Raw genomic sequence first — 19,834 nt, forward strand, 5'->3', positions numbered from 1 at the left:
CTGATCCTCAGCGTGGTCATGTCGATCCTGCTGCTCGTCCCGATCAACAACCGGGGCAAGACGTGGACCCCCGAGAACCGGCCCGCGGACTGGAAGGAGCAGATGAACCGCTGGGACCGCTACCACTACGTCCGCGTCGCCATCATCATCGCCGCCTTCGCCCTGCTGGTCGCCGCCCTCGTCTGACCCCGCGGGCCGACACCGCGCACGCGGCGCACAATCCCCACTCCCCGGGCGGCGGCGGGCCACCGAAATCCCGACATCCTGGAGTGCAACTGCCGCTGAGGGCCCCGTGTTCCACAGTCTGGCGCGTGCCGCGCGCCAGACTGTGCGCAGTTCTGCCGCTGTCTCGCAGGAGTTCAGCCGGGGCGATGTTGGCCCGGCGGGCGGCTGGGCTCAAGACTGGCTCCGCTGCGCTCCGCCGCAGTTGCTGCCGCGCGGTGGCGAGTCGGTCAGTCCAGCGGTGCGCTGGACCGAAGGCGCGCGAGCGCGACGAACGGGCCACCGACCGCTGGACGGCATGGTCCGGACGCCGCGTGCGCGTATCGTCTCGCGCCTTTGGCGCAAAGCGGCCGGCAGCGGGGAGGGGGTGCCGAAGGCGTCGTCGCCGTCCAGCCCAAGGGGTCGCCACCGGCCGACGGAGCGGCGGGGCGGCGGATGGTCGCCTGGAGCGGTGGGCGGTCCTGTCCGTCGGTGCTCGTCTGTCCGTCGCGCTCCCGGGCCCCGGTCCAGCGCACCGTTGGGCTGACCGGCCGGCCACTGCGCGGCAGCAGCTGCGGCGGAGCGCAGCGGAGCCTGTTCTGAGCCCAACTGCCCACCGAGCCGAGGAACCAGGACGCAGGGCCAGCCGCACCCACACCCGCCCGGCGCGGCGTCGCCCCGACCCGTGACCGGCTGTCAAGGAGACGCTATGACTGAGCACCTCAGGATCGTGCTGTTCTCGCACTCCGCCGACGGCTTTGCCGTCGCGCAGAGGGCATGCGAGGCGGCCGGTCACGAACCGATCGCGTACGTGTACGCGCGTGCGTCGCACCCTGGACGCCGCAGTGATCCGGGAGCGCCGGCCGCGGTGGCCGGCATCGTGGAGTCCCTTCCCGCCGGGGTCGACCTGCTGTTACCTCGCAGCGCCGCGAGTCTGGCACGCGCGCTGCCGGGGTACCGGCCCGATCTGCTGCTCTGCAACGGTTTCCCCTGGCGGATCCCCCGCCGGGTGCTGGATGCGGCACGGCTCGGCGGAATCAACGTCCATCCGTCCTTGCTTCCGCGCCACCGCGGCCCCATCCCCGTCCATTGGGCGATCCGGGCCGGGGACCGTGAGACCGGGGTCACCGTCCACTGGTTGGACGAGGAATTCGACACCGGGCGGGTGATTGTCCAGCGCGGCGGTGTGCCGCTGGAGGACGAGGTGATGCCGGATGAGCTGTTGGCCCGTATGGACGACCTGACCAGCGAACTGCTTCCGCTCGCCCTGCGGCGCGTCGATGCCGGTGTCGTCGGCGAGCCGCAGGACGATGCGAAGGCGACCTACGCGGGCTGGATGGGGGAGGACTTTCGCCGCGTGGACCGGACCCGGACCGCGTGGGAGATCCACAACCAGGTCCGCGCCTCCCGGTTCGGCGTGTACGACCCGCCCGGCCCCGTCGTTGAGGTGAACGGCCGCTGGGTGTCGGTGCTGCGGACGCGTACCGACCCAGGCGAAGGGGGCGTACGGATGGACTGTGCGGACGGTCCGCTGTGGATTGTCGAGTCGCAGGCCGTGGAGCGACCGGAGTAGTCCGGACCAGTCCGTCACGCCCTCCCGAGGGCGCGACCGATCCGGGCGTGGAGTTGGGCGGCTCGCGGATCCTCGTATCCGGCTGTCAGGGTCAGCGCCTCGGACCAGTGCGAGCGTGCCTCCTCGGACTGGGCCGCCGCGTCCAGCGCCCGGGCGAGCCCGTCGAGCGCCAGGGCCAGCTGCCAGTTGTCGTTCAGGTCGCGATGCGTCGCCGCAGCGCCGCGGTTGAAGTCGGCCGCTTCGTCGAACCGTTCGAGCTGCTGGTACGCCTCCCCTGCCGCCTGCCAGGCTCGTGCCTCGCGTGAGCGGTCACCGAGCCGCCGCTGGAGGACGGCGGCCCGCTGGTACGAGGCCAGGGCGTCCTCGGGGTGGCCGGTGGCCTGCTGGGTCCGCCCCAGGGTGAGCAGCCAGTACCCCTCCCACATGGTGTTGCGATGGTTCACCGCGATGTCCACCGCCTGCCGGGCGTATCCAAGAGCCTCATGTGGCTCGCCCTGTTCCAGACAGGCGGCGCTGAGCAGCCGAAGGACGTTGCCCTGTCCGCCCTTGTTGTCCAGTGCGCGGAACTTCTCCAGGGCGCTTTGTGCGAGGTCACGGGCCTGGTCCGCCGCTCCGAGTTCGTACGCCACCTCGGCCGCGTTCGCCAGGGCGACGGCCTCCCACTGGGGGGCATCGATCTCCTGGAAGATCGTCAGCGCCTCGTCGAAACAGCTCTTCGCAACGCTCAAACGCCGCTCCCTGAGACGGATCAGGCCGATGTCGTTGAGGGAGAGCGACTCGCCCAGCCGGTCTCCGCGCTCGCGGCGGATCGCGAGGGCGCCCTCATGGAAGTCCGCCGCTTCGGACAGCCGGTGGGACTGGGTGCAGGCCATGCCCAGGCTTTCCAGGATCTCGGCCTCGGCGCCACGGTCGCCGAGCCGTCGCGCGGCCCGCAGCCCGATGTGCCCCATGGCCAGCCAGTCCTCGAACGGGTTGAGCAGCATGTGTACGCTGCGCAGCACGGCCGCCAACTGCCAGGCGATCTCGTCCAGTCCGGCCGCCTCCGCCTCGCGGGCGACGGCCATCAGGCTCGCCGACTCCAGTTCGTACCAGGCCATGGCCTGCTCGTAGCCGTCGAAGGTCAGGGCGACGACACCGGCGTCCATAGGGGCGAGCGGGATACGCGCCTCTCCCGGATTGATCCACCCCTGGGCCGCGTCGGCGGCGTGTACGTACCAGGTGAGGATCCGGCGCACCGCGTCCGCGCGGGTCTCGGGGGTCTCCTCGTACTGGGCCTGGTCGGTCGCGTAGGCGCGCAGCAGGTCATGGAACTCGTAGCGGTCGGGCGCGGTCTGTTCCAGCAGATGGGCCCCGGCGAGGGAGTCCAGCAGGCGATGGGCCTGGGCGGTGCTGAGGCCGGCGATCGCGGCGGCGGCCGGCACTCCGAAGGCCGGTCCCGGATGGAGGCCGAGCAGCCGGAACAGCGTCGCGGCCTCGGCGGTCAGCGCCCGGTAGGACCGCGCGGCTGCGGAAGCGTCGTCGTCGGCCTGAGCGTTTTCGGTCATGGGCGTACCCCCCTCAGGCCGGTGGCCCGTCCGCCCATGGCCAGACAGAGCGAGCGGGCGTGCTGTTGTTGTTCGTGCTCGATCACGTGGGCCCGTACGAGCGGCCCTGTGTCCACCCACTCCGTTGGCGGTGCTGAGGGGTGCGGGGCTTGCCGAATCTCTAACAAGGTCAACAGCTCCGATCTGTTGGCTGGTTGCCTCGGGGACGTTCTGTCTGCTGTCCTGGGGCGTTTCTGTGTGGGGACGCAGGGGTCCCGCCTGCGGAGTTACGGGACCCCTGCGCGGGACTCGACCGGCCGCCACGCCACGGGGGCGCCGTTGCCGGGAGTCCTCTTGCACCCGTTACGCGGTGACTTTCTGTCGCGTAACGGGAACCTGTGGGGTGTGGCGGATCGGGTAGGTCTGTTCGTTTCCGTCGTACGTCAGTCGGTGCACGTGAACTCTTCTGTGATCACAAAGCGCGCCCAGACGCATTTGCTGTGTTGCTCGTGCCTGTGGCCCCACGTTTCCGCCAGCTGTGAGACCAGGTACAGCCCGCGTCCGCTCTCTTCGCCGGGATCGGGGGTCCGAAGTTGGGGGATCTTGCCTCTGTCGGGGTCGGAAACGTCAAGGAGCAAGGCCCGATCCTGGACGGAGACGGTGATCTCGATCAGGGCGAACGTCACACGACAGTGACGGATGGCGTTGGACACCAGTTCGTCAACTGACAGGGTCACGTCGTCGGCGAGAGCGCCGCTGATCCCCCAGTTCGCGAGGGTCTTCCGTATGCGGGTCCGTACACCCGGGACGCTGCGCTTGTGCTTGGAGACACGAAAGGTGTCCCGGCGGTCCGCCGTGGCGGTGGGCATGCCTGCTACCCCCTGACTCATCGTCAAGTTCGCGCTCTGTAGTGGCGCGTGTTCAAGAGGTTAGGGCTGCGTGCATGCGTTGCGCAACTCCTAGTTATGCAAGCTTGCATGACGGCGGGTTATCGTGTTGTCGAGCCGTACAGTGGGCTCATCGTCGCGCTGGGTAGTCAGCAGAGAGGTGGGGAACCCATGCCCGCAGGGGGAAAGCCGACCGTGCGCAGCAGGCGACTCGGTGCAGCGCTCAAGCGGTACCGACTTGCCGCAAAGCTGGATCAGCAGCAAGCCGCGGGCGTGCTCGAAGCCTCGGCGGCCAAGATCAGTCGCGTTGAGTCTGGCCACGTAACCGCTCGCGTCGTCGACATTCGCCTACTGCTGGACGCTTACGGCGTCAAAGACGGTGAAGTGCGGTCGAAGCTTGAGGACTTGGCCAGGAACGCCAACCGTCGCGGTTGGTGGCTCGAGCATGCGGCGCACTTGCGCGAGGACTATCTCGAACACATCGCGATTGAGGATGACGCTACCTTCATCCGGGAATGGCAATCCGCTGCCTTCCCAGGTTTGTTGCAAACCGCCGCTTACGCAGAGGCGGCTATTGCGGAGGGCCCAAATTGTGTTGATCCCGAACGGGCGGCGCATCTGGTGAAGGCGCGCAAGATGCGGCAGGCGAAAATCGAGCCCGGAGGGGCCATGTATACGGCCATCGTTTGGGAGCCTGTGATCATTCACCCGCTGGTAAGCGTTGCGATCCACCGGGAACAGCTGTCCGCCGTACTCGAGGTAAGCAAGAGGCAGAATGTCACCGTTCAAGTCCTGCCATTCGCGGCTGGATTGCTTGCGGCGATCTCTGCGTTTTCTTCGTTCAGCTTCGGCTCCGACCCTGCGGTTGAAGCCGTGACCATGGAAAACCTGCGTGGTACGTCTGTGCTTGAGGATCCCGATGACCTCAGCGCTTACGCCAACGCTTTTGACCAACTACGATCGGCGGCACTGGCCCCGGATGCGAGTGCGCGACTCATCCGGGGCGCACTGCGGAGCAGCGAGGAAGAGAAATGACCCCAGAGGTTATTGGTCCTTACCGTAAGTCGTCTTACTCCCTGCAAGAGGGCAATTGCGTGGAAATCGCCCCAACGGTCATCGGTGGCCGTTCCATACGGGACAGCAAGGACAGGAGCGGCCCGCACCTGACGTTCACGGGTGACGCATGGCAAGCGTTCCTCCTGGGCGTCAAGTCGCGGGAGTTCGACCGTTAAGCAGATCAGACGCCAGGGCCCCGGCAAGCCGTTGCCGGGGCCCCGTTCGCCTGTGTCTTGTGGGTGACGTGTAGCTGTCCAGATCGAGCCGCTCGGCGCGCGACGTCTGGAGGCGGAGACCGTCAGGGCTGAGCGTCGGGAATATCAGGCTTCGCCGAGCTCAGCATCGCACCCGGCAGGATCACCAGCCGCTCGTCCGCAGCGATCTTGACGTCGTCGGGCAGCCGGGCCGCGTACGTCTCCGTCAGGTCCCGGCCGATCACCGCGATGTCTCCGTTGTCCAACTGCCAGATGTCGGGGCAGCCGTCGCGGCCACCAGTGGCGTTCAGCTCCTTGGCGGACTTCCCCAGACGCCGCTCGAACGAGGCCGCGGGGTCGGCCTCCCAGGCTCGCTCCATGAGTTCTCCCATCCCGTAACACGGAGGACAACGGCTACTCACCGTATGTGTACATGACACCCATGGCAATGGGTCGCCTACTCCGGCCGGACCAGCCGGGTGTCATACGCGAAGATCACCGCCTGGACGCGGTCCCGGGCGCCGATCTTCGCCAGGATGCGGCCCACATGCGTCTTGACGGTGGACTCCGCGACGACCAGCCGCTCCGCGATCTCGCCGTTCGTCCAGCCCCGGCCGATGGCCGTCAGCACCTCGCGCTCACGGCCGGTGAGGGCCGCCAGGCGGGGGTCGTCGCCGTCGGTCGCGGCTGTGTCCGGCGCCGGGAGGTGGTGGGCGTAGCGGTCGAGGAGGCGGCGGGTCAGGGTCGGGGCGACGACCGCGTCGCCGCTCGCCACGGCCCGGATGCCCGCGAGCAGTTCCTCGGGGCGGGCGTCCTTGACGAGGAAGCCGCTCGCACCGGCCCGCAGACCGGCGTGGGCGTACTCGTCGAGGTCGAAGGTGGTGAGGATCAGCACGCGGGTGCGGCCGCCGGACGCGACGATGCGGCGGGTGGCCTCGATGCCGTCGAGGCCGGGCATCCGTACGTCCATCAGCACCACGTCCGGCTGGAGCTCGGCGCACAGCCGTACGGCCGCGGAGCCGGTCTCGGCCTCGCCGACCAGCGCCATGTCGTCCTGGCTCTCCAACAGCATCCGGAATCCGAAGCGCTGCATGGCCTGGTCGTCCGCGATCGCCACCGTGGTCACTGCTGCCCGCTCCGCTCGGCCGGTAGATGTACGTGTACGCGCCAGCCGCCCGAGGGCAGCGGACCCGCGTCGAGTGTGCCGCCGTACAGCGCGGCGCGCTGCCGCATACCGGGGATGCCCTGGCCGCTGTCCGGGCTGTCCGGGCTGCCCGAGGCGGTGCCGGAGCCCGCCGTGTCCGTGATGCCGAGGTCGACGCCGTGCGGTGCGTATCCGATGGTCACCTCGGCGCGCGCGCCGGGTCCGGCGTGCTTGAGGGTGTTGGTGAGGGCTTCCTGGACGATGCGGTAGACGGAGAGCTGCAGACCGGGGGAGAGCTCGCCGCCGCGGCCCGAGGTGGTCACCCGCACCGGCAGCCCCGCCTCGCGGACCCGGCCCAGCAGCTGGTCGAGGTCCGCGAGCGCGGGCTGCGGGGCCAGCTCGGCGGTCGCGTCCCGCAACATGCCCAGCAGCTTGCGCAGTTCGCCCAGGGCCTCGCGGCTGGTGTCGCCGATGGCCTCCAGGGCCTGTGTCGCGCGCTCGGGGTTCTTACGGGCCGCGTACGAGCCGCCGTCGGCCAGGCCGGTGATGACGGACAGGTGGTGGCCGATGATGTCGTGCATCTCCCCGGCGATCCGGGCCCGTTCGGCCGCGGCGGCGAGCCGCGCCTGCTGGTCCCGCTCCACCTCGAGCTGCCTGGCCCGCTCCAGCAGCGAGGCCGTGTAGTCGCGGCGGGTGCGGACCGCGATGCCGGCGAGCACCATGACCGCGCACGTCATCAGGTACGGCACGAGCTGCCGGTCGAAGTCGCCCTCGGGCCATCGCACGGCGGAGACGGCGATCTGGGCGGCGGCGAGCGCGCTCGCCCAGACCAGCTCGGGCCAGGGCCGCCGGACCGCGATCCCGTACAGGACCGCCATCCGGATCGCCCCGGCCTCCAGGGCGATCCCGGTCCAGGAGTCGACGAACCCCGGCAGCGCCAGTACGCACATGACCGCGAGGGGCCCGCGCCGCCGCCAGGCCGCGGGGAGCACGAATCCGACGCTCACCAGCCACGGCAGCCAGCCCGGCACATCCGTCCCGTGCGCCGTCAGCTTCCATCGCGCACCGATGAGGTCGGCCAGCGCGGCCAGGGCCAGTACGCCCGTCAGCAGCAGGTCCCACACCAGCGGCCGGCGGGCGTCGAAGTCCCGTACGCGCCGGACGGCCAGATGGAAGCGGCGGGTCAGCGACAGGGTGCCGGGGGACCACTCGGAGGTCATCGGGCTCTCCATCTCCCGGGCGTTCCGTTACACGTCGCGGCGGCGCAGCAGCAGCCCCGCCGCGCCCAGCGCGACCGCCACCCAGGCACACAGCGCCACGAACGCCACCCCCGGCGAGAGCAGATCCGCCTCCGAGCCCGTCGCCATCAGGGCCTCCAGGGTCCGCGAGGGGAAGTACGCGACGGCGTCCTCCGCCGCCCCGAACGGCAGCATGCTCACCACCTCCGGGAGGATCAGCACCCCGCCGATGTACGCGCCGATCCCGGCCGGGACGCCGCGCAGCGCGGCGCCCAGCGCGAGCGAGATCACTCCGATGAGGGCGATCCCGGCCGCCCCGCCGGCCAGGGCGCGGGCGATCCCCGGGTCGGTCAGCGCGGCCTCCTGGTCGGTGCCGTTCAGGAAGGTCTGGGCGAGCAGGAAGGTGGCGAAGGCGGTCATCAGCAGCGTGGCGAAGGCGGTGGCGCCGAAGACGGCTGCCTTGGCCCACAGCACCGGGAGCCGGCGGGGAACGGCCGCCATGGTGGCGCGGACCATGCCGGTCGAGTACTCACCGGCCGTCACCATGACCCCGAGGACGGCGACGATCAGCTGGCTGAACTGGATGCCGAGGAGGGCGAATTGCACCGGCCCGGTGGTCCCGTCCCCGCTTCCCGAGGTGTAGTTCGCCCCGATGACCGCGCCGATGGCGATCGTCAGCAGGGCGGCGGCACCGAGCGCGAGCCCCGTGGAGCGCACCGACCACAGCTTGGACCACTCCGAGCGCAGCACGCGCCGTGTCGTCACCCGGTATGCGGCGGTGGCGGTCACGGCCGTCGTGGCGGTCATGCGGCGGCCCCCTCGCGGTACTCGACGGCGTCGCGGGTGAGTTCCATGAAGGCTTCTTCCAGGGAGGCGGTGTGCGGGGTGAGTTCGTGGACGGGGATGCCGTGGCGCGCGGCGGCGCTCCCGATGCGCTCGCCGTCCGCGCCGGTGACGCGGAGCGTGCCGGGCGCGTCCGAGGTGATCTCGACGCCGGGCGCGGCCAGCAGGTCGCGCAGCCGCGCCGCCTCGGGGCTGACGACCTTGACCTCGCCCACCCCCGCGCTCCGCACGAACTGCTCCACGGTGGTGTCGGCCAGCAGCCTGCCGCGCCCGATGATGATCAAGTGCTCGGCGGTGACCGCCATTTCGCTCATCAGATGGGACGAGACGAAGACGGTACGCCCCTCGGCCGCCAGCTCCTTGAGGAGCGTACGGATCCACCGCACGCCCTCCGGGTCGAGGCCGTTGACCGGCTCGTCCAGGATGACCGTGCCGGGGTCGCCGAGCAGCGCGGCGGCGATGCCCAGCCGCTGGCCCATCCCGAGCGAGAAGCCGCCCACGCGCCTGCCCGCCGCCTCGCGCAGCCCGACCTGGTCGAGGACCTGCTCGACACGGCGGCGGGGGATGCCGTGGGTGTGCGCGAGGGCCATCAGATGGCCCAGCGCCGACCGGCCCTTGTGGATGGACTTCGCCTCCAGGAGGGCGCCGGCCACGGTGAGCGGGGCGGGGTGCTCCGCGTACGGGCGGCCGGCCACGGTGACCCGGCCGCGGGTGGGCGCGTCCAGGCCGAGGACCATGCGCATGGTCGTGGACTTGCCCGCGCCATTGGGCCCCAGAAAGCCGGTGACCTTGCCGGGCTGGACCGTAAACGTCAGGTCCTCGACAGCCGTTCTGTCCCCGTACCGCTTGGTGAGCCCTCGTGCCTCGATCACGCCTGCCGCCTCTCGCCGCTGGGTTTCTCCTACGGCTCTTGAACCTAGGCAGCGAACTGGGCGGACCCGTCCCCCCGCGGACGGACGTTCCCGGGCCCCGTACGACCGTGGTGGGACGGCCCTTAAGGGGCGGGGTTTGCTAACGCACCACCAGAAACGCGTCCGCGTCCCGCGGCGGCCGGGCCGAGGGCGGCGCCGCCGCGCGGCCCACCGCGACCGCCCCCATCGGGTCCCACTCCTCGGGCAGCCCCAGCACCTGACGCACCACCGGACGGCAGAACATCGTCGACGACACCCACGCCGACCCCAGGCCCTCACCCGCCAGCGCGACCAGCAGGTTCTGCACCCCGGCGCCCGCCGCGACCACGAACATCTCGCGCTCGGCGGTGCTCCGCCGGGCGTCCGGGTAGTCATGGGCGCCGTCCGCGACCAGGCAGGGCACGACCAGATAGGGCGCCTTGCGCAGCACATCCCCGCGCCGCACCCGCTTGGCGATGCTCTCCTCGGAGAAGCCGTCGCCGCGCAGATCCGCGATCCATGCCTCGCGCATCGCGTCGAGCAGCCGCAGCCGCGACTCCTCCGACTCCAGGAGCACGAACCGCCAGGGCGTGGTGTGGTGCGGGGCCGGGGCCGTGATCGCGGCGGCCACGGCCCGGCGCACCGCGGCGCCGTCCACCGGCTCGTCGGTGAACTCCCGCACCGTACGGCGCAGCGTGACGGCCTCCCGGACGGCCTCGGAGGTCCCGAGCCGGAACATGTCGTCGGCGGCCCCCCGGATCAGGGGCCGGGCACCCAGGTCGGGGTCGGCGGGGGCGGCGGGGGCGCTGGGGCTGACGGGGCTTTCCGGGCTGCTGGAGTGGTCCGTACCGTCAGGGCCCGCCGTACGTACGACATGCGGCAAACCCCGCACCACCGCCACCGGCAGCCCGCCCGCCTTCCCCTTGACCAGGTCTCCCGCCGAGGCCAGCTCGTCGGCCGTGGCGACCACGGTGGCGCTCAGCGGGTTGCCATGGGCGTCGGTGCCGCCGCGCAGGTCCTCCAGCACCCGCACCCCGGCCGCGCCGATGGCGACGTCGGTCACCCCGCTGCGCCACGGCCGCCCGAAGGTGTCGGTGACCACCACCCCCACCTCGACCCCGAGCGCGTCCCACAGCCCGGCCTGGACGCGCCGCGCGGAGGCGTCGGAGTCCTCGGGGAGCAACAACACGGTCCCGGCAGGGGTGTTGGAGGCGTCGACCCCGGCCGCGGCCATCACCAGGCCGTGCCGGGTCTCCACGATGCGGGTGCGCCCGCGCCGGGCGACGACCCGGACGGCCTCGGCGTCTATGGCGGCCTCGCGGTCCTCGGCCTGGACGATGCGCCCCTCCGCCTTGCTGACGATCTTGGAGGTGACGAGCAGGACATCGCCGTCGGCGAGCCCCGGCAGGCCCTCGGCGGTCGCGGCGTCGGCGATGAGCTTGGCGAGGTCGTCGCCGGGGCGGACCTCGGGGATGCCGGGAAGGGCCCACACCCGGTACGTCGGCGCCTGAGTCATGCCCGTGTGCGTCGGGGCCTGAGTCATGCCCGTACCTCCTCGGCCAGCTTCAGGGCCTCCGCGGCCATCCGGGTCGTCGCCTCGATGTCGGTCATCATCAGCGGGACGGCGCGGCAGCGGATCCCGGCCGCCTCGACCTCGTCCACGGTGGCGGCATCCACGGTGTCCACGAGCCAGCCGTCGAGCAGCCCGGAGCCGTAGTGGCGGGCGACGGCCGCGGCGGTGGACTCGACGCCCACGGCGGCCAGCACCTTGTCGGCCATGCCGCGCACGGGCGCGTCGCCGATGATGGGGGACAGGCCCACCACGGGCACCCCGGCGTCGGCGATGGCCTCCCGGACGCCGGGCACGGCCAGGATGGTGCCGACGCTGACGACGGGGTTGGAGGGCGGGAAGACGATGACGTCGGCCCCGGCGATGGCCTCCAGCACCCCGGGCGCGGGCTTGGCCTGCTCGGCGCCGACGGGGATGACCGCGTGGGCGGGCACGGAGGCGCGCAGCCGCACCCAGTACTCCTGGAAGTGCACGGCCTTGCGCGCGGGGCGGCCCTCGGCGTCCTGGACGTCGGGGTCGTCGATCAGGACGTGTGTCTCGATCCGGTCGTCGGTCATCGGCAGCAGCCGCACGCCGGGCTGCCAGCGCGCGCACAGGGCCTCGGTGACGGCGCTCAGCGGATAGCCCGCGCCGATCATCTGCGTCCGGACGATGTGCGTGGCGAAGTCCCGGTCGCCCAGGCCGAACCACTCGGGCCCGACGCCGTACGCCGCCAGCTCCTCCTTGACGGCGAAGGTCTCGTCCGCCCGGCCCCAGCCCTGGTCCTCGTGGATGCCGCCGCCGAGGGTGTACATCACCGTGTCGAGGTCGGGGCAGACCTTCAGCCCGAAGAGGTGGATGTCGTCGCCGGTGTTCCCGATGACGGTGATGTCGGCGTCCGGCGCCGCCGACTTCAGACCGCGGAGAAAACGGGCACCGCCGATGCCGCCTGCCAGAACCACAATGCGCATGCGAGACATACTGCCAGCCGCATCCGTTGAGGGTGGTGGTGGGCGACGGGTGGGAGGTGGTCGGGCGACGGGTGGGCCTGTCAGCCGCCCAGGACATCCATTGTGTCCGGGGCGTCCGGAACGCGGCCTTCCGCCCGCTCCCGTACGGCGTCCTGCGACGGGTGCATCGGCATGTCGGTCAACCCGGGGAAGTAGATGTGCAGGCTGACGGCCGGTTCGAGCGCGTCGTTGACGACGTCGTGGACATAGCCCGGCGCGAAGACGCGCTGCGCGCCTGCCCGCAAGCTGTGCCGCCCCCCGTGCCCCACCCGCTCGGTCAGCTCGCCTTCGAGGACGGTCAGCACGCCCGAGGACGCGCCGTGGTCGTGGGCCCCGCTGCCCTGGCCGGGGACCCAGCTGAGCAGCCACACCTCATAGCCGGGGCCGGTGCGCAGCCGGTGGTACCAGCGGCTGGTGGCGTCGTACTGGACCAGCGGTGCCCAGCCGGCGCGGTCGGCCGCGAGGGAGCGGGCCAGTCCGGCGAAGGCGGCGACGGTGGAGGGGTGCGCGGGTGCGGGCGGCAGCAGATGCGGAATGGCGAGCGGGTCACCGGCGATCTGGATGTCGCTGTTCATAGGGGGTTCCTCGGCGGAAGGTGGCGTGGCGGTCGCGGGGGCGGCCGCACGAGGCGGCGCGGGAGACGGCTGCGGCAGGCGGCCACGAGGGGCGGCGGCCCGGAGAGCGGCTGTCGGGATGGCTGGAGCTCAGGGGCTATCGACAGGCATCAACAACAGCTGGAACAGCGACAGCGAGCCTGCACAGCGCAGCGGAACCCGTGGTCACGGGTCGCCTGGGGCGCGGGGGTCACTGACATGCGGACAAGGAGACCGGGTCGTCGACCCCCGTGTCAACTTGACCGTCCGGATGGTGGGCGACTTTCACCCCATCCGGTTGCCGGGACGGCAGAAAGGTTTGTGCCGACCGGGAACCGGTCAGATGGCGCAACACCCGGAATCCCCTGGGGTGCAACGGGATCGGCCATGTTGGCGTCCTCTTCTGTGAGTAAGAGGAGGGGCAAGGGTGGCGGCCGGGGAAGGTGTCAGCTTTAGGCCGATTTGAACACTTTCTGCGTTGCCTTGGTTCCGCAGAGTGAATAAGGGGCTCAATAGCAGATCTCGGCTTGACTGGCCCGGATCGGCGCACTTGTAATTTCACTCGTGTCGTTTTGCCGAAGGACCAACGGCAGCAGGCACGGGGACGCAATGACAGACGAGGGGCGCACATGACCGAGTTGTTCCAGCAACTGCTGGTCGAAGAGGCGGACGAGGAGCTCGGTTGGCAGGAGCGCGCACTGTGCGCCCAGACCGATCCCGAGTCGTTCTTCCCGGAAAAGGGCGGATCCACCCGTGAGGCGAAGAAGGTCTGCCTCGCCTGTGAGGTCCGTTCCGAATGCCTCGAGTACGCCCTCGCCAACGACGAGCGCTTCGGCATCTGGGGAGGTCTGTCCGAGCGGGAGCGCCGCCGCCTGAAAAAGGCCGCAGTCTGACGGCCGCAGTCTGATGGCCGGTGTCTGACCCCACGCCATACCAGACCTGGAACCAACGGTCCGCCTCCCGCCCCCTTGGCGCCGGGAGGCGGACCGCTGTGTGCTCAGCCGTTAGTGTGGGGCCCCGTCCGAGACGCGCGGGCGCCGCCAAGGGCGCGCGCGTCCACTGCAGTCCAGCGAACCGGGGCCCGTACCTCGATGTCCGTGCACAGCCACCAGGCGGCCCAATACCCGGCCGCCAACGCCGCGTTTGCGCCCACCCAAGCGCCGGCGTTCCCCCGCCATGTCGTCACCGCCGTGCTCGTCGCCCACGACGGCGCCCGCTGGCTGCCCGAGGCGCTGGCCGGGCTGCTCGGCCAGGAGCGGCCCGTCCAGAGCGCCGTCGCCGCCGACACGGGCAGCGCCGACAACTCCGCGCAGCTGCTGGCCGACGCGCTCGGCCCCGACCGGGTGCTCCACCTCGCCCGCCGCAGCGGCTTCGGTACCGCCGTCGCCGAGGCGGTGCGCAGCGTCGAGGTGCTGGGCCCCGAGGAGCTGACGTACCTCAAGCGCCCCAGCGGCTGGGACCCCGTCAACCGCACCTGGCGCGACGACGCGTACGACATGCCGGAGCTGCCCCACGGCGAGCCGGTCCAGTGGCTGTGGCTGCTGCACGACGACTGCGCCCCCGCCCCGGACGCCCTCGCCGAGCTGCTGCGGGTCGCCGACGGCCACCCGCGCGCCGCGATCGTCGGCCCCAAGCTGCGCAGCTGGTACGACAGCAGGCAGCTGCTCGAAATCGGCGTCAGCATCGCCCGCAGCGGCCGCCGCTGGACCGGTCTGGAGCGGCGCGAGCAGGACCAGGGCCAGCACGACCAGGTGCGGCCGGTGCTGTCGGTCTCCAGCGCGGGCATGCTGGTGCGCCGCGACGTATGGGAAGAGCTGGGCGGCTTCGACCCCCGGCTGCCCCTCATGCGCGACGACGTGGACCTGTGCTGGCGCGCCCAGGCCGTCGGCCACCAGGTGCTGGTCGCGCCGGACGCCGCGCTGCGCCACGCCGAGGCCGCCGCCCGCGAACGGCGCCCCATCGACTGCGTGGGCCGCTCGGTCGCCGGACCGCACCGCGTCGACAAGGCCGGCGCGGCCTACACCCTGCTGGCCAACAGCCGTGGGGCGGCGCTTCCGTACGTCATGCTGCGGCTGGTGCTCGGCACCCTGGTGCGCACCCTCGCCTATCTGGTGGGCAAGGTGCCCGGGCAGGCGCTGGACGAGGTCGCCGGGCTCTTCGGCACGCTGCTGCGCCCCGAGAAGATCCTCGCCGCGCGCAGACGGCGCGGCCGGCCCGTGGCCGAGAAGGACGAGCTGCGGCCGCTGTTCCCGCCGCCCGGTGCCACGGTGCGGGCCACTGCCGAGCAGATCGCGAGCAACTTCGGTGGACGGTCGGAGCCCGAGCTGTCCTCCGGCGGGCGGCACGGGGCCGTGGAGTCCGGGCCCGGCGGCGACGACGCCGACTTCCTGGAGGTCGAGCAGTTCGCCCGGCTGAAGCGGATCGGCCGCAAACCCGGGCCGATGCTCTTCGTCGTCCTGCTGCTCGTCTCGCTCGTCGCCTGCCGCGATCTGCTCGGCGGCGGGTCGCTGACCGGCGGCGCGCTGCTGCCCGCGCCCGACGGGGTCTCCGAGCTGTGGGCGCGCTACCTGGACGGCTGGCATCCGGTGGGGACCGGCGGGACGCAGAGCGCGCCGCCGTATCTGGCCGTGCTCGCGTCGGTCGCCACGCTCTTCCTGGGCAGCACCGGCTTCACGCTCACGCTGCTGCTGGTCTGCTCGGTGCCGCTGGCCGGCTTCACCGCGTACTTCGCCTCCCGGCCGCTCGTCGAGTCCCGGCTGCTGCGCGCCTGGGGCAGCGTCGCGTACGCCTTCCTGCCGGCCGCGACCGGGGCGCTGGCGAGCGGGCGGCTGGGCACCGCCGTGCTGGCCGTCCTGCTGCCGCTGATGGCCCGCGCCGCGGTCGCGGCGAGCGGGTTCGGGCTCGGCGAGCGGGCGCGCCGCGGCGAGCGGCCCAGCTGGCGCGCCACCTGGGCGTACGCGCTGCTGCTGACCTTCACCATGGCGTTCACGCCGATCGTCTGGCCGATCGCGGTGCTCCTGGGCCTCGGGGTGCTGGCGGTGCGGTTCGCGGAGAGCCGCACCGATGAGCTGGTGGCGTACGGGCTGCGTTTCCTCGCCGTCGTCCTCACCCCGCCGGCCGTGCTCGCGCCCTGGTCGGCCGATCTGCTGACCGACCCGGGCCGGTTCTTCGACGAGGCGGGTCTCGACTACACCACCGGCTCCGCGTCCGCCCTGCACCTGCTCGCGCTGAGCCCCGGCGGCCCCAAGGCCGGCGGAACGCTTCTGCTGCTCGGCTTCGTGCTGGCGGCGCTCGCCGCCCTGATGCGCGCCGAGCGGCAGCTGGCGGTCCGTACGGCCTGGGCCGTGGCCCTCACCGGCTTCCTCTTCGCTGCGCTCGTGGGCGGCTCCGGCTGGGCCGGGCCCGCGACCCTCGTCTACGGGCTGGCGCTGCTGAGCGCCGGCGTGGTGGGCGCCGAGGGCGCACGGGAGCGTGTCGCGGCGCAGAGCTTCGGCTGGCGCCAGCCGCTCGCGCTGCTGATCGCGGTGGCCGCGGCCGCCGCCCCCCTGTGGGCCGCCGCGAGCTGGATGCTGAGCGGCGCGGACGGCCCGGTCGGGCGGCGCGACCCCGACCAGGTCCCGGCCTTCGTCGCGGCCGAGAGCAGCACCCGCGACCAGGCCCGCACCCTCGTCCTCGACGGCGACGCAGCCCGCGCCGACTACGTCCTGGTGCGCGGCTCCGGCGCCCGGCTCGGCGACGCCGAGCTCACCGGTGCGGCCGGCGGCGACAGTCGGCTCGACCGCGTCGTGGCCAACCTGATCGCCGGCTCCGGCGCGGACCAGACCAGCCAGCTCGGCGGCTACGCCATCCGCTACGTCCTGGTGCGCGACAGCGCGCCGCGCCAGATGGGCCGGGTGCTGGACGCCACACCGGGGCTCACCCGGCTCAGCCAGGAGGACGGCAGCGCCCTGTGGCGGGTCGACCAGCGGATCTCGCGGGTCGCCATCGTCCCCGGCGCCCAGGCGGGCGAGACGGCCGAGACGGGGGGTCAGGGCGGCTCGGCGGCCGGGTCCCGGACGGCCCCGGTGAACGTCCCCTCCGGGCCTGTCGAGGCCCACACCACCGTCCCGGCCGGCCCGGCTGGGCGGGTGCTGCGGATCGCCGACAAGGCGACGCCCGGCTGGCAGGCCACGCTCGACGGCAAGCCGCTGAAGGCGACGACCGTGGACGGCTGGGCGCAGGGCTTCGAACTCCCGGCGAACGGCGGACGGCTGGACCTGAGCTACGAAACCCCCGTCACGCACACCGCCTGGGTGTGGGCCCAGGGGCTGCTCGCGCTGGTCCTGGTGGTGCTGGCACTGCCGGGCCGCCGCCGTACGGTCGACGACGACCTGCCGGAGGCGGAGGCCGCCGCCGCGGCGGTCTCCGCCGAGGACCTGGCGGGCGACGGGCGCCGGGCGCGGCGGCTGCGGGCCGCCGCGGAGGCGGAGGCGCAGGCCGCGCAGCAGGCGGCCGACGAGCAGGGCGCTGGTGCGGGGGAGCAGCCGTACGCGGGCCACGCGGGCCACGCGGGCCAGGCGGATCAAGCCGACCAGGCCGGGCCCGCGGATCCGGAGCCCGCCGCGGACCCGTACGCGGCGGTGCCCCAGCAGCAGTACGGCGAGTGGGACGCCCAGTCGTACGCGGGCGCGGGCTACGGCCAGTACGCGGGCGACCAGTACCAGGGCGACCAGTACCCGGCCGGTGACTACTCCGGCGCCGGTTACCAGGACACCGGGTATCAGGACACCGGCTACCGGGGCGGCGAGTACCAGGGCGCGGGCACCGGCTACCAGGGCGCCCAGGACCAGTACGGCCAGGGCCAGGACCAGTACGCGCAAGGCCAGTACGCCCAGGGCCAGGACCAGGGCCAGTACCCGGCGGACCCGTACGCGGGCGGCCAGTACGCCGATCCGTACGCCTACGACCAGCAGCAGCCCTACGCCGACGGCGGCACGTACCCCCAGCAGCCGCAGGACGACACGACGTACGGCGGCGCCGACCCCGAGGCCCGCCGCGACGGGAGCGAGCAGCAGCGATGAACCGCACCATCCTGTCCCTGATCGGCGCCGCCACGGCGCTCGCGGCCATCACCGGCGTCGCCTCGCTGACCGCGGGGTCCTCCGACGACACGGCACCGGCGGCCAAGGCGGCCACCAGGCTGCCCGTCGAGCGCTCCACGCTCCTGTGCCCGACGCCCACCTCCTCGGACGTGGGCACCACCACCTACACCGCGTTCACCCCCAAGGGGACGGGCAAGGGGACCGGCGCGCAGGGCACGAAGAAGGGAACCGCCGGACTGCTGCCCGCCCAGGGCCCGCAGGACGAACAGAAGGACACCCAGAAGGACAAGGCGAACGAGCCCGTCGTGCCTCTGAAGGAGCCGGGGAAGCCGGTCACCGCCGAGACCGACCGCTCGGACGCCCCCGCGCTGATCGGCACCGCCGACGGCCTCCTGGCCCCCGGCTGGAGCGTGCAGCAGACCACCACCGTGGCCGCGGGCAGCGGGCGCGGTGTGCTGGGCACCACCTGCACCGCGCCCGACACGGACTTCTGGTTCCCCGGCGCCAGCACCGCCAAGGACCGGCAGGACTATGTGCACCTGACCAACCCGGACGACAGCGCGGCCGAGGTGGACCTGAAGCTCTACGGCGAGAACGGCCGGCTCAAGCCCTCGACCGACGAGGCGATCACGGTCCCGGGCCGGTCCACCGTCCCGGTGCTGCTCTCCACCCTGACGGACGTGGACGCGACCGACGCGACCCTCAGGGTGTCGGCGCGCTCCGGCCGGGTCGGGGCGACCGTACAGGCGGTGGACGAGTCGTTCGGCAGCGACTGGCTCCCGGCCTCGGCCGAGCCGTCGGGCAGCGTGGTGCTGCCCGGCATCCCGGCGGACGCGACCGACGTGCGCCTGGTCGTCTACGCGCCAGGCTCGGACGACGCGGACCTGAAGGTGCGGCTGGCCGGGCGGAGCAGTTCGATCACCCCGGCAGGACATGAGTCGCTGCACGTCAAGAGCGGGATGACGGCATGGGCCGACTTCGGGAACCTCACCGAGGGCGAGCCGGGCTCCCTCGTGCTCACCCCTGAGGGCGGGGCGGGCCGGGCCGCCCCGGTCGTGGCCGCGCTGCGGGTGACCCGCGGCAAGGGGGCCGACCAGGAGACGGCCTTCATCCCCGCCACCACGAGCATCGAACGGAACGCCACCGCCGCCGACAACCGCTCCAAGGGCTCGACGCTGTCCCTGGTGGCGCCGAACGCGTCGGCGAAGGTGCGGGTCACCGCCTCGGCCGGGAGCGGCGGCGGCACCCCCGTCAGCAAGACGTACGACGTCAAGGGCGGCACCACGATGGCCGTGGTGCCGCCGCGCCCGGCCTCGGGCAAGGGTGGGTACGCCGTGACGGTCGAGCGGGTCTCGGGCGGGCCGGTGTACGCGTCCCGGATGCTGGCGCTGCCCCAGGGCGGCGTTCCGATGTTCACGATCCAGGCGCTGCCCGACGACCGGAGCACGGTCGCGGTCCCGACGGCGCGCCGGGACCTGTCGCTGCTCAACGACGGGAAGCAGTGACCTCGGGCGCCGGTCAGTGACCTCGGGCGTCGGCCAGTCGCCTCAGGGCGCCGACCAGTCACCTCAGGGCGCCGGCTAGTCCTGCCCGTAGCGCGGGTCAACCAGCTCCGGGGCGAGCCCCAGCAGCTCGGCGACCTGCTCGACGACGACCTCGTGGACGAGCAGCGCGCGCTCGTCCCGGGTCTTGGCGCGGATCTCGACCGGGCGGCGGTAGATCACGATGCGGTCCGGGCTGTCGCCGCGCGCGGCGATGAACCGGCCGAGCGGCACGGATTCGCCGTCCCAGCTGTCCCAGCCGTCCGGGCCGCCGGGCCCGCTCATGGTGGGCACCTCGAGCACGGCGAAGTCGACGCCGGACAGCTGGGGCCAGCGTCTCTCCAGCCGCTCCGCGGACTCCTGGACGAGGTCGAGGAAGGACTCCGCGCGGCTGACCGAGAGCGGCACCTGCGGCGGCGCGATCGGACCGCGCATCCCACGCCCGTGCCGATCGCGGCGGCGCGGGCGCGGCTCGGACTGGTGGGGTCGTACGGGCCTGGTCATCACTCAT

18 protein-coding genes are annotated in these 19,834 nt (G+C 72.4%); 7 read left to right on the plus strand and 11 right to left on the minus strand.

The window, feature by feature from the left end; genetic code table 11:
* Both ACFV2X_RS51225 and ACFV2X_RS51230 read left to right on the plus strand, forming a co-directional pair.
* Nucleotides 1-186: anthrone oxygenase family protein (locus ACFV2X_RS51225; RefSeq protein ID WP_385630178.1), on the plus strand; the 186-nt coding region annotated here is incomplete at its 5' end.
* A gap of 724 nt (nt 187-910) precedes the next feature.
* Nucleotides 911-1,774, plus strand: a complete 864-nt coding sequence (locus ACFV2X_RS51230) for a methionyl-tRNA formyltransferase (RefSeq protein ID WP_385630180.1) — start codon at nt 911-913, stop codon at nt 1,772-1,774.
* A 14-nt stretch (nt 1,775-1,788) separates the two neighbouring features.
* Here the strand turns inward: ACFV2X_RS51230 and ACFV2X_RS51235 are convergent, their stop codons facing one another.
* A complete protein-coding gene (locus ACFV2X_RS51235; RefSeq protein ID WP_385630183.1) occupies nt 1,789-3,318 on the minus strand; it encodes a tetratricopeptide repeat protein in 1,530 nt (509 codons plus the stop codon).
* Nucleotides 3,319-3,740: 422 nt separating this feature from the next.
* On the minus strand, nt 3,741-4,166 hold the full coding sequence (locus ACFV2X_RS51240) for an ATP-binding protein (RefSeq protein WP_385630186.1): 426 nt from the start codon (nt 4,164-4,166) through the stop codon (nt 3,741-3,743).
* Between the two features lie 189 nt (nt 4,167-4,355).
* On the opposite strand from ACFV2X_RS51240, the gene ACFV2X_RS51245 reads away from it, so the two are divergent.
* Both ACFV2X_RS51245 and ACFV2X_RS51250 read left to right on the plus strand, forming a co-directional pair.
* The gene (locus tag ACFV2X_RS51245; protein WP_385630225.1) at nt 4,356-5,219 is read left to right on the plus strand and encodes a helix-turn-helix domain-containing protein; all 864 of its coding nucleotides are present in this window, start codon (nt 4,356-4,358) and stop codon (nt 5,217-5,219) included.
* Nucleotides 5,216-5,416, plus strand: a complete 201-nt coding sequence (locus ACFV2X_RS51250; protein WP_385630189.1) for a DUF397 domain-containing protein — start codon at nt 5,216-5,218, stop codon at nt 5,414-5,416. Before ACFV2X_RS51245 ends, ACFV2X_RS51250 begins: the two co-directional genes overlap by 4 nt.
* Nucleotides 5,417-5,538: 122 nt before the next feature.
* Here the strand turns inward: ACFV2X_RS51250 and ACFV2X_RS51255 are convergent, their stop codons facing one another.
* From ACFV2X_RS51255 to ACFV2X_RS51290, 8 genes are all read right to left on the minus strand, one after another.
* Nucleotides 5,539-5,814, minus strand: coding sequence for a hypothetical protein (locus ACFV2X_RS51255; protein ID WP_014177061.1), 276 nt, complete (start codon nt 5,812-5,814; stop codon nt 5,539-5,541).
* 77 nt (nt 5,815-5,891) lie between these two features.
* On the minus strand, nt 5,892-6,560 hold the full coding sequence (locus tag ACFV2X_RS51260) for a response regulator (RefSeq protein WP_385630191.1): 669 nt from the start codon (nt 6,558-6,560) through the stop codon (nt 5,892-5,894).
* Complete coding sequence (locus ACFV2X_RS51265) at nt 6,557-7,798, minus strand: sensor histidine kinase (protein ID WP_385630194.1); 1,242 nt, start codon at nt 7,796-7,798, stop codon at nt 6,557-6,559. Before ACFV2X_RS51265 ends, ACFV2X_RS51260 begins: the two co-directional genes overlap by 4 nt.
* 27 nt (nt 7,799-7,825) lie before the next feature.
* Nucleotides 7,826-8,623 carry an ABC transporter permease gene (locus ACFV2X_RS51270; RefSeq protein WP_385630196.1) on the minus strand — a complete coding sequence of 266 codons (798 nt, stop codon included), beginning with the start codon at nt 8,621-8,623 and terminating at the stop codon, nt 7,826-7,828.
* Nucleotides 8,620-9,531 carry an ABC transporter ATP-binding protein gene (locus ACFV2X_RS51275; protein WP_385630198.1) on the minus strand — a complete coding sequence of 304 codons (912 nt, stop codon included), beginning with the start codon at nt 9,529-9,531 and terminating at the stop codon, nt 8,620-8,622. Before ACFV2X_RS51275 ends, ACFV2X_RS51270 begins: the two co-directional genes overlap by 4 nt.
* Nucleotides 9,532-9,670: 139 nt before the next feature.
* Nucleotides 9,671-11,092 (minus strand): coenzyme F420-0:L-glutamate ligase, encoded by a 1,422-nt coding sequence (locus ACFV2X_RS51280; protein WP_385630199.1) that lies wholly within the window; start codon nt 11,090-11,092, stop codon nt 9,671-9,673.
* A complete protein-coding gene (gene cofD, locus ACFV2X_RS51285) occupies nt 11,089-12,069 on the minus strand; it encodes a 2-phospho-L-lactate transferase (RefSeq protein ID WP_385630201.1) in 981 nt (326 codons plus the stop codon). Before cofD ends, ACFV2X_RS51280 begins: the two co-directional genes overlap by 4 nt.
* A gap of 80 nt (nt 12,070-12,149) precedes the next feature.
* Nucleotides 12,150-12,683, minus strand: a complete 534-nt coding sequence (locus tag ACFV2X_RS51290) for a cysteine dioxygenase (RefSeq protein ID WP_385630203.1) — start codon at nt 12,681-12,683, stop codon at nt 12,150-12,152.
* Between the two features lie 647 nt (nt 12,684-13,330).
* On the opposite strand from ACFV2X_RS51290, the gene ACFV2X_RS51295 reads away from it, so the two are divergent.
* The 3 genes from ACFV2X_RS51295 (at nt 13,331) to ACFV2X_RS51305 (ending at nt 19,287) form a co-directional block, all read left to right on the plus strand.
* The gene (locus tag ACFV2X_RS51295) at nt 13,331-13,594 is read left to right on the plus strand and encodes a WhiB family transcriptional regulator (protein ID WP_004952403.1); all 264 of its coding nucleotides are present in this window, start codon (nt 13,331-13,333) and stop codon (nt 13,592-13,594) included.
* Between the two features lie 198 nt (nt 13,595-13,792).
* Nucleotides 13,793-17,761 carry a glycosyltransferase gene (locus ACFV2X_RS51300; protein WP_385630206.1) on the plus strand — a complete coding sequence of 1,323 codons (3,969 nt, stop codon included), beginning with the start codon at nt 13,793-13,795 and terminating at the stop codon, nt 17,759-17,761.
* Entirely contained in the window at nt 17,758-19,287 is a 1,530-nt protein-coding gene (locus tag ACFV2X_RS51305) for a DUF5719 family protein (RefSeq protein WP_385630208.1), read from the plus strand. The genes ACFV2X_RS51300 and ACFV2X_RS51305 overlap by 4 nt, the downstream gene beginning before the upstream one ends.
* 75 nt (nt 19,288-19,362) lie before the next feature.
* Here the strand turns inward: ACFV2X_RS51305 and ACFV2X_RS51310 are convergent, their stop codons facing one another.
* Nucleotides 19,363-19,758: a metallopeptidase family protein gene (locus ACFV2X_RS51310; protein WP_089507171.1), complete on the minus strand. Its 396-nt coding sequence runs from the start codon at nt 19,756-19,758 to the stop codon at nt 19,363-19,365.
* Nucleotides 19,759-19,834: the final 76 nt, after the last annotated feature.

This window comes from Streptomyces sp. NPDC059679 (genome assembly GCF_042734105.1).
Lineage (GTDB): Bacteria > Actinomycetota > Actinomycetes > Streptomycetales > Streptomycetaceae > Streptomyces.